At 46.9% G+C, this 17,448-nt stretch carries 16 protein-coding genes; 2 read left to right on the top strand and 14 right to left on the bottom strand.

Features of this window, described 5'->3' with window-relative positions:
- Positions 1 to 239: 239 nt before the first annotated feature.
- On the bottom strand, positions 240 to 1,682 hold the full coding sequence (locus AC58QG_RS01690; RefSeq protein ID WP_497360143.1) for a CoA-acylating methylmalonate-semialdehyde dehydrogenase: 1,443 nt from the start codon (positions 1,680 to 1,682) through the stop codon (positions 240 to 242).
- Positions 1,683 to 1,834: 152 nt separating this feature from the next.
- Between AC58QG_RS01690 and AC58QG_RS01685 the strand changes: the two genes are divergently transcribed.
- The gene (locus tag AC58QG_RS01685; protein ID WP_497360141.1) at positions 1,835 to 3,412 is read left to right on the top strand and encodes a PucR family transcriptional regulator; all 1,578 of its coding nucleotides are present in this window, start codon (positions 1,835 to 1,837) and stop codon (positions 3,410 to 3,412) included.
- Between the two features lie 20 nt (positions 3,413 to 3,432).
- On the opposite strand, the gene AC58QG_RS01680 is transcribed toward AC58QG_RS01685, so the two are convergent.
- The 8 genes from AC58QG_RS01680 to AC58QG_RS01645 all read right to left on the bottom strand — a co-directional run bounded on the left by AC58QG_RS01680 (position 3,433) and on the right by AC58QG_RS01645 (position 12,365).
- Positions 3,433 to 3,648: a hypothetical protein gene (locus AC58QG_RS01680; RefSeq protein ID WP_497360139.1), complete on the bottom strand. Its 216-nt coding sequence runs from the start codon at positions 3,646 to 3,648 to the stop codon at positions 3,433 to 3,435.
- Positions 3,641 to 5,083 (bottom strand): dihydropyrimidinase, encoded by a 1,443-nt coding sequence (hydA, locus tag AC58QG_RS01675; RefSeq protein WP_497360137.1) that lies wholly within the window; start codon positions 5,081 to 5,083, stop codon positions 3,641 to 3,643. The genes AC58QG_RS01680 and hydA overlap by 8 nt, the downstream gene beginning before the upstream one ends.
- Positions 5,084 to 5,085: 2 nt before the next feature.
- Positions 5,086 to 6,381 (bottom strand): NAD-dependent dihydropyrimidine dehydrogenase subunit PreA, encoded by a 1,296-nt coding sequence (preA, locus tag AC58QG_RS01670; RefSeq protein WP_497360135.1) that lies wholly within the window; start codon positions 6,379 to 6,381, stop codon positions 5,086 to 5,088.
- Positions 6,382 to 6,414: 33 nt separating this feature from the next.
- The gene (locus AC58QG_RS01665) at positions 6,415 to 7,785 is read right to left on the bottom strand and encodes an NAD(P)-dependent oxidoreductase (protein WP_497360133.1); all 1,371 of its coding nucleotides are present in this window, start codon (positions 7,783 to 7,785) and stop codon (positions 6,415 to 6,417) included.
- Positions 7,786 to 7,805: 20 nt separating this feature from the next.
- The gene (locus AC58QG_RS01660) at positions 7,806 to 8,687 is read right to left on the bottom strand and encodes a nitrilase-related carbon-nitrogen hydrolase (protein WP_497360131.1); all 882 of its coding nucleotides are present in this window, start codon (positions 8,685 to 8,687) and stop codon (positions 7,806 to 7,808) included.
- On the bottom strand, positions 8,684 to 9,955 hold the full coding sequence (locus AC58QG_RS01655; RefSeq protein ID WP_497360129.1) for a M20 family metallo-hydrolase: 1,272 nt from the start codon (positions 9,953 to 9,955) through the stop codon (positions 8,684 to 8,686). The genes AC58QG_RS01660 and AC58QG_RS01655 overlap by 4 nt, the downstream gene beginning before the upstream one ends.
- Before the next feature lie 6 nt (positions 9,956 to 9,961).
- On the bottom strand, positions 9,962 to 11,335 hold the full coding sequence (locus AC58QG_RS01650; protein WP_497360127.1) for an aspartate aminotransferase family protein: 1,374 nt from the start codon (positions 11,333 to 11,335) through the stop codon (positions 9,962 to 9,964).
- A 226-nt stretch (positions 11,336 to 11,561) separates the two neighbouring features.
- The gene (locus AC58QG_RS01645) at positions 11,562 to 12,365 is read right to left on the bottom strand and encodes an ABC transporter ATP-binding protein (protein WP_497360125.1); all 804 of its coding nucleotides are present in this window, start codon (positions 12,363 to 12,365) and stop codon (positions 11,562 to 11,564) included.
- Between the two features lie 329 nt (positions 12,366 to 12,694).
- Between AC58QG_RS01645 and AC58QG_RS01640 the strand changes: the two genes are divergently transcribed.
- On the top strand, positions 12,695 to 13,321 hold the full coding sequence (locus tag AC58QG_RS01640; RefSeq protein ID WP_497360123.1) for a C40 family peptidase: 627 nt from the start codon (positions 12,695 to 12,697) through the stop codon (positions 13,319 to 13,321).
- 68 nt (positions 13,322 to 13,389) lie between these two features.
- Here the strand turns inward: AC58QG_RS01640 and AC58QG_RS01635 are convergent, their stop codons facing one another.
- The 5 genes from AC58QG_RS01635 to AC58QG_RS01615 form a co-directional block, all read right to left on the bottom strand.
- Positions 13,390 to 14,313 (bottom strand): S66 peptidase family protein, encoded by a 924-nt coding sequence (locus tag AC58QG_RS01635; protein WP_497360121.1) that lies wholly within the window; start codon positions 14,311 to 14,313, stop codon positions 13,390 to 13,392.
- A gap of 85 nt (positions 14,314 to 14,398) precedes the next feature.
- On the bottom strand, positions 14,399 to 15,322 hold the full coding sequence (locus AC58QG_RS01630; RefSeq protein ID WP_497360119.1) for a tyrosine-type recombinase/integrase: 924 nt from the start codon (positions 15,320 to 15,322) through the stop codon (positions 14,399 to 14,401).
- 169 nt (positions 15,323 to 15,491) lie between these two features.
- A complete protein-coding gene (locus tag AC58QG_RS01625; protein WP_173108267.1) occupies positions 15,492 to 15,743 on the bottom strand; it encodes a YolD-like family protein in 252 nt (83 codons plus the stop codon).
- Positions 15,744 to 15,766: 23 nt separating this feature from the next.
- Positions 15,767 to 15,970: a YwbE family protein gene (locus tag AC58QG_RS01620; RefSeq protein WP_497286350.1), complete on the bottom strand. Its 204-nt coding sequence runs from the start codon at positions 15,968 to 15,970 to the stop codon at positions 15,767 to 15,769.
- Positions 15,971 to 16,130: 160 nt separating this feature from the next.
- Positions 16,131 to 17,330, bottom strand: a complete 1,200-nt coding sequence (locus AC58QG_RS01615; RefSeq protein WP_497360117.1) for a hypothetical protein — start codon at positions 17,328 to 17,330, stop codon at positions 16,131 to 16,133.
- Positions 17,331 to 17,448: the final 118 nt, after the last annotated feature.

The following is a 17,448-nucleotide window of genomic DNA, read 5'->3' as shown; positions in this document are numbered from 1 at the left end:
GAGTCCTCCGTATTCCTCTTGACGTACATTCCATCATACTAAATTGACACCTTCCCGACAACGGACTCTTTGGCTAAAATGAAAAAAGCCGCCGATCGGCGGTTCATGTCGTTACGAATAGTCCACGTAGCGAATAGTTTGATAGCTGTATCAGTGTTTTTCAACCTTACAGCATTTCACAACTCCCCCAACAACAAAAACACCTGAGGCATCGCCCCAGGAGTTCCTCACATCGACGCTCAAAAATACCGCGAAGTGATCATCTTCTTCTTTGTGTAAAATTCAACGCCGTCCTTGCCATTGGCATGCAAATCGCCATAGAATGAATCCTTCCAGCCTGAGAATGGGAAAAAGGCCATCGGAGCTGGGACACCAACATTGATGCCAAGCATCCCTGCTTCAACTTCCTCGCGGAATTGACGGACTGCCTTCGCATTCTCCGTGTAAATGACCGCTGAATTCCCGAATCGCGATTGATTCACTAAAGCTAGCGCATCCTTCAAGTCCGCCGCGCGGAATAACGACAAGACAGGCCCGAATATCTCCTCTCTGGCAATCGTCATCTCTGGCTTCACGTGATCGAAAATCGTTGCACCGAGGAAAAAGCCCTCGCCTTCACACGCCTCCGCCGTTCTCCCATCGATCAGCAGCTCGGCTCCTTCTGCGATCCCTTTCTCGATGTAGCCCGCTATTCGCGTGCGCTGCTCATCACGAATAATCGGAGTCAGCGTAACCCGCTCCTCCATCCCATTGCCAAGCACAAGATTATGAGCAGCTTCCTGCAAACCGTTGACAAACGCATCCCCATTTCCTACAACTACGACAGCGGAACACGCCATACAGCGCTCGCCAGCAGAACCGAACGACGACATGACGATATTCTCAATCGTTTTCTCCACGTGCGCATCGGGCATGACGATATGATAGTTTTTAGCGCCTGCCAGGGCTTGCACTCTTTTACCTGCAGCTGAGGCCCTCTCGTACACATACTTAGCAACAGGCTGCGAGCCAACAAAGGAGACGGCTTTGACCGATGGTGACGTCGTCAGCGCATTGACCACATCATGGGCACCATGCACGACATTCAGCACACCATCAGGAAGTCCAGCTTCTTGCATCAATGCGGCTAATTTCATAGCGGTCAACGGTGTACGTTCAGATGGTTTAAGGACAAAGGTATTCCCACAAGCAATGGCAAGCGGGAACATCCAGCACGGGACCATCATGGGGAAGTTAAACGGCGTTATGCCTCCGACAACGCCTAGCGGTACTCGAAATAGCTCGGAATCCATTTCCGCAGAAATGTTGGCTAGTGTAGTTCCCATCATGTGAGAGGGGGCACCAGCAGCAAATTCCACACATTCGATGCCGCGCAGTACTTCACCTAGCGCCTCTTTGTAGCTTTTCCCGTTCTCCTTGGTAATCAATTCAGCAAGTTCATGCTCGTTAGCTTGAAGCAACTGCCAATAATGAAACAATACGCGCGCGCGTTTAGGAACAGGCGTTCTACTCCATGATTCATACGCATGTTGGGCAACGACCACGGCTTGTTCCACATCAATAGCGCTCGATAGCGGCACACGCGCAATCACTTTTCCCGTTGCAGGATTAATGACATCACTCACTTCACGACCAACTGCATCTACCCAAACGCCATTAATTAAATTTTGCAGGTCCGTCATTGTCGTTCATCTCCTGGGGGCTAGAAATTTTCTCCACAACACATTGGACACATTGTATAATAAAGTTCATTCCCCTAACATTCGCAATTACGTCATCTTTCCTCACATGAAAGTGGTGATTTTGCCTGGTACAGACCCTTTTACAATTAACCGTGCACGATATTCTGCAGCGCCCTCTCTTCTTAAAGGCTGAGGCGATTGCAACCGAAGAAGCATTGGCTCGTAAAGTTCGCTGGGTTCACATCATGGAAGTTACGCAAGTGGGTCACCTTTTGAACGGAAATGAACTCATTCTTAGCACGGGAATTGGTTGGCAGGACAATGAGGAAACGAGCCTTTCGTTCCTTCAGCAATTGATCGACAGCGGTGCTTCCGGGCTGTGTATCGAGTTAGGCACCTATACGAAGCACCCGCTTGAAAGCATGAAGATGCTAGCCCTGCAGGCAAATTTCCCCCTCATTTTTTTCCACGAGGAAGTTCGTTATATTGATATCACACAGGATTTACATGCGCATTTCATTCATCAACATCACAAAATGGTGTCTGATCTTGAATCTCTTTCCACGAAGCTCAATCAGCTGCTTTTATCCGGTAAAGGCTTGCTGCCGCTGCTTAAGCTGCTACAAGAGACAACACAAGTGCAGGTTGCCTTTTTTCCATTCGATACAGATGCCATGTTTGTACCCTCCTTACCGAAAGAAGAGGGCGCTGCCTTTTATGAAAAATGGATTTTCGGTGAACTATTTCACTTATCCGATGTCAAAAACAAGCTCGCCCATCGCCCTATCCTTGCGCTAGAACATTTGTTCGCAGACCTACTTTTATTTGCCGAACAAGAGTTGAGTGAGTTCCAAATTCTCGCTTTAGATCGATGCGCGACCGCTATTGCGCAAGAAATGATGCGTACCACCTATATCGAGGAGAAAACCCGCTACAAACAGGATCTATGGGTGACCGATTGGTTAAGCGGTAAGCATTCCCTTCAAGATATTCGCGACTATGTGCTGAGCGTCAAGCCTGTCGTGAAGCTAGGTCCAGTCATCGTTTGTGTATTCGATAAAGCTGCAGGAAACGGTGGCTCCAAATCGCAAGAAACACTCCTCTTTCAGAAACAAATGCTCGCCCGCTCCTTGTTTGAAAGAGAAGGCTTCTATTTACTTCCTACGGTGTTTGAGCAGCGGATCATCTTCATCCTCTTAGATCAAATGTCTTCAGGAACTAGTCATGAGCGTATCTTCCGAACGATCCAACGTTTTCAAAAAGCACAAGAAACGAATCTATTTCCGACACTTATGGGCATTGGCAAAGCGATCATTGACCCGCTTCAACTTCATATCAGCTATGAAACTGCTTTAGAAACGTTGGAGATTCAGAAGGATATCGGCGCGCTTCCGAAGCCTTTCTATCACGAGCTGCACGCCTACAAGGTGATCCTACTTATGAAACAAGCTGGTCAACTCACATCGTTCATTGATGAGTATCTCGGTGGAATAATCACATATGATCGCGAGAAAAATGGTCAGCTTTTGAAAACATTGCACATGTACCTAACGCTATCCGGCTCGAAACAGGAAACAGCGAAGGAGCTGTTTATAGTTCGGCAAACGCTGTACCATCGGCTGGACAAAATCGCCGCGATTCTCGGGGACGATTTCATGCTGCCTCAAAAGCGAATAGCGCTGGAGCTCGCCCTGCATGGCTATGAATATCTGAATGGAGCCATCCATTAAGCTTTTGATTAAGCTTTTGATTAAGCTTTCGATTTACCTTGCGACAACAACACATTAACGTAGTATTTTCTAGCGTTAGCCGTCTTCAAATGAAGCTTCGCCGTTTCCCCGCCGGGGTGCTCGAGGTCTAGCCATGCCCCTTCTAGATCCTCGAGCACTCCGACAATTTTGAATTTCTGTGCGACGTAGCCGTCAAGTTTTTGCTTTTCAGCTTGAAAGAGCTCATATTCAGACATAGGGCGCGCCTCCCTGGACAGTTTCCTTCTTCGTTTCGTTCACATTCGACGATAATGAAACATATGTTCCCCTCTTGATGAATTGACCATTTCCCGCCTCGCCTACGAATTGTTTATCCAGAATAACGAACTCTCCACGAGAAAGAACGGTTACCGGCTCTCCCTTTATCTCAATCCCTTCAAACGGATTATAATCCACATTCATATGGTGGGTTTCGGCGGAAATCGTGCGCTTCGCATTCGGATCAAAAATCACAATATCCGCATCCCCGCCAACCGCAATCGTCCCCTTTTTCGGAAATAGACCAAAGAGTTTCGCACTTCGCGTCGATACGATATCTACGAACTGATTCAACGTGATCCGCCCTTTCCCTACCCCTTCGGAGAACAGAATGGAGAAACGGTCCTCAATGCATGGCCCACCGTTGGGAATTTTACTAAAGTCGCCGAGCCCTAAATCCTTTTGACCGTTAAAATTAAACGAGCATTGATCCGAGCCCACCGTCTGCAGCTGGCCCGTTTTCAACGCATTCCACAGTACGTCTTGGTGAAACTTCGGCCGGAGTGGCGGTGACCATACATATTTCGCACCTTCGAAATCAGGCTTTTCCAAATACGTTTGATCGAGCATCAAATACTGCGGGCACGTTTCACCCCAGATATCGACACCGCGATTGCGTGCTTCCGTAATTTGCTGCACAGCCTCTTCACACGTCACATGAACCACGTAGAGCTGCGAGTTGGCTAAAGCCGTGAGCTTAGCAGCGCGCCCCGTCGCTTCTCCTTCTATTAAAGAGGGCCGCGTCAATGCATGATAGATGGGGTCGGTCTGACCCGCTTCGAGCGCTTCCTTGATTAAATATTCAATGACATCGCCGTTTTCCGCATGTACCATCACGAGAGCACCATGCTTTTTCGCCTCAAGCAAAGTCCGATAAAGTGTGCCGTCATCCGCTTGGAAGACGTTCTTATACGCCATAAAAACCTTCAGAGAAGTAATCCCCTCATCATGAATCATGGACGGCAGCTCAGCAAGCACCTCATCATTGATTTCCGCTATCATCAGATGAAAACTGTAATCAATGACGGCTTTCCCTTTTGCTTTCTGATGCCAGGTCTGAACAGACTCACTTAGGGGCTTCCCTTTATTCGTCAAGCAAAAATCGATAACCGTCGTCGTTCCGCCGAAGGCCGCAGCCATTGTCCCTGTCTCGAAATCATCGGCTGTGACCGTTCCTCCGAATGGCATATCCAGATGGGTATGCGGATCAATGCCGCCAGGAAAGACGTATTTCCCTGTGGCATCCACAATCTCGGCATCTTCTCGCGTGAGGTTAAGCCCGATCCCGGTAATGATGCCGTCTTCGATGAGAATATCCCCTTGATACTGATCGGACGCAGTGACAATTGTTCCATTCTTAATGAGCTTGGCCATGGCTACACAGCCTCCTTCTTATCCGAATCTTTACCTTCTGACAACTTGGCGACGGTTACTTGACGCTCGTTCCATGTCATTGGTTCCTCCGTGTCTTTCACCTCAACCATGGATATCGCCCCATCTACAGGACACACGATCGCACACAAATTACAACCAACACAGTCCTCTTCTCGCACCTGCAAAAAGGCTTTTCCTTGATCGTCCGTATGTCTCTCAATACATTGATGCGAGGTATCCTCGCAGGCAATATGGCACTTATTGCAGTTAATACATGTTTCTGTGTCAATCTTCGCAACCACGGCATAATTCAAATCCAAGTTGCCCCAATCCGAATACCGAGGAACGGATTTGCCAATGAGATCTGATACGCTGGCAAGACCTTTTTCATCCAAATAGTTATTCAATCCGTCGATCATATCCTCCACAATGCGGAAGCCATGATGCATGGCGGCTGTACATACCTGAACCCCTGTTGCACCCATCAACATAAACTCTACAGCGTCACGCCAATTGGAAATACCGCCAATGCCGGAAATGGGAATGTTCACTCCTGGATTGCGTGCACAATCCGCGACCATGTGAAGCGCGATTGGCTTCACAGCAGGACCGCAATAGCCGCCATGCGAGCCTTTACCGCCGACATGTGGAATTGTGTTCCACGAGTCAATGTCTACGCCAGCAAGCGAATTAATCGTGTTGATGAGCGAAATTGCATCTGCACCACCTCGAACAGCCGCTAATGCGGTGCTCGTGATATCCGTGATGTTCGGCGTCAGCTTCACAATGACAGGTGTCTGTGCGGCTTCCTTCGCCCACATGGTCTGTGCCTCAACAAGGTCAGGCTGCTGGCCAGATGCCGAGCCCATCCCCCGTTCAGCCATCCCGTGTGGACAGCCGAAGTTCAGTTCAAGTCCGTCAACGCCTACGGCTTCAACCTTCTTGACGATCTCGTGCCACTTCTCCCGCTTAGGCTCAACCATCAGGGACACGACCAAAGCATGATTGGGAAACCGTTTCTTTGTTTCATAGATTTCCTTAAGATTGATTTCAAGCGGACGATCTGTGATCAACTCGATATTGTTGAAGCCCGCAACACGCTGCCCATTGAAGTGAACAGCCGCAAAGCGAGAAGAGGTATTAATAATCGGATCTCCTAGTGTTTTCCACACCGCGCCTCCCCAGCCCGCTTCAAATGCCCGCTGAACCTGATACCCCGTATTCGTCGGTGGAGCCGATGCCAACCAGAAAGGGTTGGGTGACACAATTCCAGCTAGATTCGTTCGTAAATCAGCCATGCTGAATCCCTCCTGATTCTGTAGTAAGCCTACTCAAGCCGATGCCTCTTGCCCTTTCACTAGCTGCTTATAGATCGCATACGCCGTTAGCTTACCTTGCTGGGCCGCAGATACGACCATCGCTTCGCCCTGCCCATCGCCGAAAATGACATCACCAGCAGCGAACACTTTCGGATTCGACGTTAGACCGGCAGTTGAATCAACCAACGTCACGGTTCCCCGGGAATGCACTAGTCCGAACTGCTCAATCAGCGTGATATACTTCGTCTGCCCGATCGCTTTGATCACAGCATCCACTTCGATGACGAATTCGGAGTCAGGAACAGGGACTGGACGTTTGCGCCCCCCGTCATCAGTCTCAATAAGCTCCATGCGTACACATTCGATACCAACCACGTTCCCCTGTTCATCACCGAGGATCTGTTTCGGTGCCGTAAGCCACTGAAAAGCAACACCATCGAGCTTAGCGAACTCATATTCAAAATCATACGCTGTCATTTCTTCTTGTGTTCGTCTGTATACGATTTGTACATGTTTCGCGCCAAGCCTAATCGAACAGGTCGCCGCATCAATAGCGGTATTCCCTGCACCAATCACGGCCACGCGCTTCCCAACGAGCGACTCATCGAGATCCGGAGCGATTTTCGTCGATTCTACGAAATCAATCGCATCATAGACACCCGTCAATGCTTCTCCGGCAATACCGAGCATGGGCACTTTGGACATTCCAATAGCTAATACAACAGCGTCATAATCATTTAGCAGCTCCGCAGGACTTACTTCAACACCAACACGTGTGTTCATTCGAAACTCGACACCGAGCTGCCGCACTTGTTCGACCTCCCACAGCGAGATTTCCTGCGGCAATCGGAACGACACGATGCCGTACGTATCCAAGCCTCCTGCCTGCTCCTTCGCTTCGAACACTGTAACCTTAAAGCCGAAGCGAGCTAGCTCACGAGCTGCGGAAAGTCCAGCAGGTCCACTTCCTACAATGGCAACTGATTTGCCGTTACTTACACCCGCTTTGAATAAGATTTGCTCATTCTTCATGGCCCAATCCGTCGCATAACGTTGCAACTGACCAATCAAGATAGGCTTGGACGAATGATTGAGTACACAAGCCCCTTCACACAATTCCTCTGTGGGACATACCCTCGAACAGGAAGCGCCAACCGGATTAGCATCCATTATCGTTCGGGCGGAGCCTTTTAGGTTGCCAGAGGCAATCTTTTTAATAAAAGAAGGGATATCAATGCCTGTTGGACAGGCGTTTATACAAGGAGCGTCATAACAGAACAAACAGCGGTTAGATTCTTCGATCGCCTCTTTGGGCTTCATTCCCGCCTTCACTTCGGCAAAATTACGCTTCAAATCCGTTAGCGAAATAAATGTCGAACTCATCTTCGCTCCTCCTCCCTCGTTTAAAGTTGGGTAATTTGATCATAGGTTTCGGGCCTGCGATCTCGATAAAACTGCCAGACATTACGAACCTCGCGAATCAGCGATTTATCCATGCTCCCGATAATTACCTCGTCTTGATCCCGACTGCCTATCACCACGATCGACCCGCGCGGATCTACCAAATAGGACTGGCCGTAAAACTCTCCCATGTTCCACGGTGCTTCCGTTCCCACACGATTGATAGCAGCAACATAATACCCATTAGCCACAGCATGCGCAGGCTGTTCAAGCTTCCATAAATACTCTGATGTACCTGCAACCGTAGCTGATGGATTAAACACAATTTCCGCACCACTGAGCCCAAGCGCCCTAGCGCCTTCGGGGAAATGACGATCATAACAAATGTATACGCCCACCTTGGCAAAAGCGGTATCAAATACGGGATATCCGAAATTTCCCGGCTTGAAATAATACTTTTCCCAGAACCCACAAGATCCGCCGCCTGCCGCTACGTGAGGAATATGATGCTTCCGGTATTTCCCTAAATACGCACCGTCAGCATCAATAACAGCCGCCGTATTGTAATAGGAGGCAATCCCTTCGCGCTCGTAGATTGGGAGTATAATCACAACGCCAAGCTCCTGCGCCACTTCTTGAAAAAGCTTCGTCGTCGGCCCATTCGGGATCTCCTCGGCCGCATCGTACCATTTCGTAGTTTGCTCAGCGCAGAAATATGGCCCGTAGAAAATCTCCTGTAAGCAGATGATTTGTGCTCCCTCTGCAGCCGCTTTGCGTACCAAGCCAAGATGCTTCTGAATGGCCAGTTCTTTATGCTCGGCGATCGGTGCATCTCCATGCACGTCATGTGAGGCTTGGATGAGACCGATTTGAACGAGACTCATGCTCGGGAGCCCCCTTTCTCAAACACAATACGACGAGCAGTACGGTATAACAACTCAGCCCCCAATGTAATATCCTCAGGACTAGCATATTCCTTGGGATTGTGACTAATGCCCTCAAGGCACCGTACGAAAATCATCCCATAGTCACACACGTAAGACATGGTTAGCGAATCATGGAATGGTCCGCTCATCAGCTCTGGCGGCTTCATCCCCATTAAACCCGCTTCCTTGTGAAGCGTATCTTTGATCCAAGGCGCGCAATAACGAGGCTCGCTGTTCGTATCTTCTCGAATTGTGTAGGTGAGTCCATGCTCACAAGCTACGTTCTCGATGACACTAAGCAGCTCAACTTCTAGCGCGTTACGGCGATTGATATCGATGTCGCGCAGATCAATCGTGAAGCTGACCTTCTCTGGAATGATGTTCCGGGAATCAGGAAACACCGTGAGGGAGCCGACCGTCCCTACCGTTGGGGCGCCTGATTCACACTGCACAAGCTCGTTAAGTGCAACGATGATTTTGGCACTGCCGAGCAGCGCGTCATGACGCATCGACATCGGCACAGAGCCTGCATGGCCGGCGAAGCCTGTCATTTCCACTGTGAGCCATAATGGGCCTGAGATCCCGCTCACGATTCCAATCGGTTCATTCATGGACTCAAGCACGGGCCCTTGTTCAATATGGAGCTCAAGAAATGCTCCGATCCGCCCCTCTTGGAAGGCATATCCTTCAAAATCCGCTGGATCGCATCCGAACGCTAAGAGGGCTTCACGACGCGTGATGCCGTTTTTGTCCGTTCTCTCCAGTTCATCCTCTTCCAGCTTACCAGTCATCCCCCTTACCCCGAACAACCCTTTATTGAAGCGACTGCCTTCTTCATCACAGAAAGCGACAACCTCAATATTACACGCTGGCTGCAATCCTTCTTCAATCATCGTTTGCACGGCTTCTATCGCGCCCAGCACGCCAATCGCGCCGTCAAATCGACCTCCATAGGGCTGCGAATCGACATGTGAACCGAGCATCAGAACAGGGGCTTGTGGATCGCTCCCGCGCCATACGCCAATCAGGTTAGCGAAAGGATCGATATAAGCCTCCATCCCGGCTTCCTCCATCCAGGATTTCACCAGCTCCACGCCAGCTCGATCTTCCTTCGAAAGGGCAAGTCTGCAAACGCCCGTTTCACCGATCTTGCCGATTAGAGCGAGTTCATCGATATGCTGCTGTAGACGTTCTGCATTAATGCGGATATGTGGGATTGTCGACAAGTCAGATCATCCTTTCTCTTGCACTTCACCAAACACGGTAAGTAAAGTTTCAATGATAAAATTCACATCTTCGTCCGTTGAGGATAACGGAGGACTAAGTGTAATGATGTTGGCATAGCCAGGTACGGTATCCCCATTTTTACCGACGAGAAGTCCCTTGCTTTTGCATGCTAGGATAATGCTTGTTACCCGTTCTACCGAAGCGGGAATCTTCGATTCACGATCCTCCACCAGCTCAATGCCCATAGCCGAACCGAAAATGCGAATCTCCCCAACGTGCGGATGCTGCTGCAACGGCTCTAATCCAGTTCTGAATGCTTTCCCAATGTTAGCCGAACGTTCGACTAATCCCTCTCGCTCGATAATCTCGAGATTCGTCAAGGCTACCTGACAAGAAACCGGGTTCCCACCAAACGTATTGACATGTCTGAAATGGCTCGTAGCCTCTTTTTCTTTGAATGAGTCGTATAATTCGGCGGATACTGCGGTTGCAGAGAGCGGTGAATATGCGCTTGTTAAGCCTTTTGCCATCGTGACGATGTCCGGTCGCACCTCATAATTCTGATGACCGAAGGGCTTGCCCGATCGACCAAAACCACAAATAACTTCATCTACGATGAGCAAAACATCATATTTATCACAAATACGCCTAACCATCGGTAAATAATCATCAGGAGGAACAATCATTCCACCTCCTGTAATCACTGGCTCCAGAATTACACCGGCCACAGAATCTGCACCTTCCCAGACGATGGCATTCTCGATGGCTTTGGCACATTGTAAGCTGCAAGTCTCTTTCGTCTGTCCGAAGGGACATCGATAACAATAAGGCGGAGGCACATGCTGGAAGCCAACTCCCAGTGGTTCGTATTTCAATTTACGCTGGGCTTGGCCCGTTGCGCCCAAAGCGCCCATGGAATTCCCATGATAGGCTCGGTGACGTGAGATAAACTTATGTTTACTCGGCTTTCCATTCTGATGGTGGTATTGACGGGCAATTTTGAATGCGACTTCATTGGCGTCTGATCCCGAATTGGAATAAAAAATGCGATACTCCCCTTCGAGCCACTCATTCAATTTCGCCGCTAACTCAATAGCCGGGATGTGGGATTGTACCAGCGTCGCATAAGCGATTTTCATCATCTGCTCCGCCGCTGCTTCCGCAATCTCCCTCCTGCCGTGACCCACATTCACACACCATAAGCCTGACATGCCATCCAGATAGCGGTTGCCATCGATATCCTTCACCCAGCTTCCCTCACCGGAAGCGATGATCATGGGGTTCTCATTATGTGCCGACATATGATGCCAAACATATTTGCGATCTTTCTCGAGCAGCGCCTCTTTATTCAATGGATCAACGTCTCCTTGAGCACTCATACGTGGTCCCCTCCTGTTGATAGAACAAGAATTACATATAGATGACCTTACGAACGATAACTAGCGATATCCAATTGTCTTGTAACGTTGTCTCTCCTATATTTCTATGTTAGCAAATAGAATGTCATCCCTAGCTTTTATTGTTATTTTTCATTTAGTAGAGTCGGTTCTTCTGGAAAAGTGCGGAGTGGGATTAGGTGAAATGAAACCTTAGCTTTAATAAAAGTTAATCGTCAGAGGGTTCACTTCCCTCGTCAACACACTTTCGAATCGCTGCAATTAATTCATGAAAAAGTGGGGATTCTCGCGTTTGCAAAGTACGATCGCCACCTAAGGGGACTTGGTGGACCGTATGCACGCGGCCTGGATTTGCGGATAATACGATGATCCGATCTGAGAGGAATACGGCTTCTGTAACGCTGCGGGTGACGAAAACGATGGTTTTGTTCATTTTCTTCTTCATTTCAAGTAAATCTAGCTGTAATTTATCCTTCGTAAATTCGTCTAAGGTAGAGAAAGGTTCATCCATAAAAAGGATGGGAGGGTCGAGGGATAACGCACGTGCCATAGCCACTCTGATCTGCATGCCAGTACTGAGCTGCCAGGGATAGTAATCCTTAAACTTTGCTAGGCCAACGGTATCGAGGAGCTGGTCTACTCGTTCTTGATATGTCTGACGGGATTGCTCGAGAACTTCAAGCGGCAGCTCGATATTCTCTCGCACAGTTCGCCATTCAAATAAGTTTGGTGTTCGAAATATAATGCCGAACTTACGACGTAACCGCACCTCTTTGGGGTGCTCTTTCTGAATTGTAATCTGACCACTGGACGGCTGAAGGAGATCAGCCATGAGACGAAGTAATGTAGATTTACCACAACCTGAAGGCCCTAATATCGTGACGAATTCATTCTGCCCTACATCGAAGGTAATGTTCTGAAGGACAGTTACTTGCCTCCCCTTTTTACCGAACACCATACCGACGCCTTCTAACGAAATTTCCACTTTCGAACGGAAAAAGTCTGAATTCATCGGGTTCCTCCTTCTATCCACGTACACTTGCGTCATATATCTGTGAGTATAAATAACCCTATATGTTATATTATATAACGATTTCTTTAATTTTCATTATACATTCTGTTCCTAAATTAGAATTACCATTTGACATAGTGTAAAATCAGCAACCACTTTCTTGAACTTAATTCATTTGTTAATTCCCATTCGCGATTAAATAGACATAACTAATATTATGTAAACAAATTAGTGGCATTTCATCGATATCCATATTTTGATCATATTCTCTATTTCTTCAATTTGATAGAATGTGTTAGTACACACATCAGACATCAAGGAGGAAAAAGATGAGAAAACTGATTCTAACAACGGTCGTCGCTACTAGTCTTATGTTCGGCGGAATTGCGCAAGCCGCGCCTTCCAGTTCTTACATAGCCACGGATTCCGATACTTTCTGGTCTATTTCACAGAAGTTTAATGTGTCACTGTCCGAGCTTATCGCAAGTAATCCGAAAGTCGATTCACAAAACATTTATGAAGGCGTTATCATTTCTATTCCTGCTAAGGTATCACAGAAAGCAAGCTGGGAAGTTAAAGCTGATGCGATTATTGCAACGGGGATGAAGCAGCTTGGCGTCCCTTATGTTTTTGGTGGCAGCACGCCAAATGTTGCTTTCGATTGTTCTGGCTTTGTTCAATATGCGTTTAATCTGCATGGTTTTAACTTGCTTCATTCCGCTGCCTTGCAAAGTCAATTGGGAACGCCTGTGGAGAAGAGCAATCTACGTAAAGGAGACCTAGTTTTCCTACAAGGAACTTATACAACTGGTGTTTCCCATGTAGGTATCTATCTTGGTAATAACCAAATTCTTCAGGCAGGTACGATGGGAACGAGAGAAGTTAAAATTAGCACTTTGTTTGGTACTCCCTATTACGATGCGCATTATTGGGGAGCACGTCGTATAATCAACTAAGGATGAGAAATAGCCGCGGTTACTGCCGTCGGCTATTCTTTCTATTAATCAGCTTGAAATTATATACACTAGGAACTGACTGTAGGCTCAATGATAGTAAGTGTATTATTGTACGTATCGAGATCAGCCATGGCCCCAATAGGAATCGCTGCTTTATATAAACCATGGGCTGTGCTTAAGTTAATTAGAAGAGGCTTACCTAACGGAGCAATTAATCCTACAATTAAATCTTGATAAGTCGTAAAATACGAAACAGAACAATTTGTACATTGGCCCATGACGATCCCGACACAATCTCGGAATTTGCCTGCCATAATTAATTGCGTTAGAGAACGATAAATCGCATTCGTTGGTTCATGCGTCTCTTCAATGACGATTATTTTGCCTTTTGTATTCACTTCAAACGGCGTTCCCAGCGTACCTATGAACGATGTGAGATTACCACCAACGATTTGCCCTCTTACATTTCCTTTTACCAAACTAGTTAATGGCATATCCGGTGGATTCTGTATCACTCTCGGGCTCACCAGTGTCGATGTTGCCGTGTAAAATTGGTTGAAATTATAGGCAGGTGTACTCGTATTAAAATCAATCAATAGCAGACTTTGAAACGTAATTAAATTAGCAAATTGATAAAGGGTATTTAATAATATCGTAATATCGCTGTATCCTGTGACTATTTTCGGATTACGATTGATGGTGGGATAATCCAGATTGGGTAATATATCTTTAACCCCGGTCCCCCCTCTTGTGGGTAGGATCATCTTCACATTCGGATTAAGGAACATATTCATCAGGTCTTCCGCCCGCTGCTGAGCTGTAGCCGCAACGATCCCCCCATACGCATAAGCGTACTTCCCCACAACAACGTTGAAACCCATATTTCCAAGCGTCTGGATCCTGGCATCTATCGTGCTCGCGTCAAGTGGACTTCCTAACGTAACAATTCCAATGGTATCTCCACTTTGTAATATGGGGGGACGAATAGCCATAATTCTGCCTCCTAGCTAAAAAATCATCTAGAAATGGAAAGTCTCTCCTTTGCCTTATATGCACCATTTCAACGAATTATGACACTTAAATCCCCATGCCTACAGGTATGAACGCCGATACGCGATTCATCGCATCCTGCTTTTGTTTATCCCCTACGTGTGTATAAATTTGCGTCGTTTGAATACTCGCATGTCCTAACAGCTCCTGCAGCGTCCGGATATCCGTCCCAGCAAGTACTTGCATCGTGGCGAACGTATGCCGCAGCTTATGACTCGAGAACGACTTCCCTTGCAGCTCGATATACTGCCCCTTCAATTGGCCGAAATGCTTCTCGGCGATCGTTTGAATCATTCGAATGCTAATGCGCCGACCGAATTGGGAGACAAAGAACGGCTGCTCGGCCCCATTCCTCGCTTCCATGCGTTCATCAAGTGCTCGCTGAAGTACGTGAATGATCTCGTTCGGAAGCGGGATCACACGCCACTTTCGCCCTTTCCCTAGGACCATCAATGAATTCGTACCCCTGTTGAAATCGGAGATATTTAAGCGGTGAAGCTCACTGACCCGTAAGCCCGCATAGCTCATTAATAGGAACATCGCTACATTCCGAATTTGATATTTCCCTTCGATGGATTGCAAAAAAACAGAAAGCAGCTCCTCACTCAAAAAAGTCGGAACTGAATTCTTCTCAACCTTCGATTTCTTCACCGTACTCGATGGATTGTGAACGACAATCTGCAGCTCAACAAGCGCTGCAAAAAAAGTGCGGATTGACGAGAGATACCGATTCCTCGCCGCATCCCCTGCCCCTCCCTGACGCATCTTCGTCAGGAAGCGCATAATATCAATCGCTGCAATCGATGCCAACTCTTTGTCACCGAGACTCGCAAGAAATAAACGAACATCACCAAGATAAGCTTGCTGTGTTCGTTTCGTGAACCCCTGATCCTTCATCCAGGAGTCAAAAAGCTCCAAATACTCATCATCAAACGTTAAACTAGTGTCCATGCTGTTAAACTCCGTCCGTTACAATCTAAATTGCGTTAAATATAGATTTAGTGCAATTTTTTGAGGTGAAAAAATGCTTATTCTTTACTCTCAAAACCAGTTTCGTAATGACTGGCACTTACTAGAGTAAAGAATAAGCGTATTGTTGGATTCCTTTCATAAGTAACGATTAATCCCGCGGATACTCCACCTTCATAATATCCATGAACGGCACCTTATCCAACTCACCCTTGCAATCCATATGTACTCTGCCCGTGCGTGAATCCATTGTCGCGATCGTGCCTCGCACCGTTTCTTCGCGTCCCCAAACCGTTAACACAATCTCGGAATTCTCCATCTTCGCTTCCGACAACTGGTTCCCGATCTCTTCTAGTACGAACTCGTCACGTGTTGGCCGTTTCGCTACCTTTGCTTTTGCCATCCCCTATTCTCCTCCATGTTCCGTCAGTTGGACGGCGTAATAATTTCTTTCACGCGACCAACTTGGCCATCTGTGAGTCTTACTTTTATACCATGAGGATGTGTAGGTGAGTTCGTCAATAAATCCTTCACAATCCCGCGTGTAAGTTTCCCGCTTCGCTGGTCTTGCTTTAACACGATATTTACTTCTTTGCCGGGCATAACATCTTTTCGATTTTGTCCATTCATGCTGCGTATGTCGCCTGCTTTCATGCCATATTGTGATTTATTATACCATAGTTTCCCCATCTACCCCATCTCGATGAACATTTTATCCTTCCCAAATTAATTAATGACATTAATATTTCACTCCATAAAATAAAATCCAAGCACAAAAAAAGCCGGAATCCTATGATTCCGCGCTTTGTAAGACAGTTTTATTCGCTGTTTCATCGCTTTTTTTAGAAAAATACGGTATTAATAGGACACTTGAGAAACTGAAGATCATCACGGCCTTGAATACGAAACCATCGAAGTCTTGTATGCCGAGGATTAACGCCAACAGAAACATTCGTGAAATCACAAGGATAAGCTCCCGCCATACCATCACTCTTGTTTGATGAATGGGTGCTAATTGATAGGTCACAAGAAACTGTCGTGAGCTCCAAATCGTAGCGAAGAAAAACAATCCGATCGTCGTTAATATGTTGGATAGTATCAGAATCAAAGGCGTCGGGAATAACGCTAACAAGAAGCCTGCTGCCGCGGCCCCCATGCCAAAGGTTAACCATTTGTTATCGCTAATCTGACGAGTACGACTAAAACGGCGATAAATGAATACGCAGGCAATCGTGAAAGATGTGTACATAATTTGCAGCAAAGCAATGTTGAGCTTATCTTGTGTTACCGAAAAAGTAAAGATCAGCGAGAAAATCCCCTGAAACTGAATAAAAAATCCGCCAGCAACTAGTGAAGGAACCATCCATTTCAACTGTGGTGTTGAGAATACTTGGCCCAAACGGAACTTACGAAACACGGGTTCATTAGCTTCTTTTAAAGAAATGGGTGGAACGAAATACGATGTAAAAATCATAAGTGCGATGAAGATGAACATAATGAAGAAGGACGCTGTAAAACCCATCCACTTAATGATCACTGCGAATAGTAAGGGATTAAGGAAAGAAATCAACTGACCGATCACATTCACAGCGGAGAAAAACGCGGTAAACTCTCTCCCTTTTCCGAAAAGAGAGATCCCCATATTTTGCGCAGAGCTATACAGACCATTTGTAAGCCCAACAGGAATAGCGATCAGCGTAATATACAGAATTTTGGGTTCAAAGTGTACCCAGGATAGAAGGACGAATGTGACTCCTGCCCCTATCGCTGCAACGCGCATTACCGAACCAATAGTGAACTTAGATAAGAGATTCGCACCAAACATAAAGGCAGCTCCCCAAGCTAGGAACATGATCAGGTTAAACCAGGCAACGTCGAATATTTGATTCCCTTTCTCCCAAATGAAAAGGTTAATAAATATGCCCATATAGTTAAAAATAATGCCAGAACTTGCACTCATTAGTAATAATCGTTTAAGCGCGGTTGTCATGATGTACTCACTTTCTAAACGAAATTTTGGTAAACTGGTTACGTGTGCATGAATTCTCCCTTATAATGAAAATAAACGAAAGTTTATGCGGTTTAACTTTCAACATCATACCACGGAG

It is taken from the genome of Paenibacillus sp. J22P169, from assembly GCF_059691995.1.
This window is presented reverse-complemented; position numbering and strand designations above follow the sequence as displayed.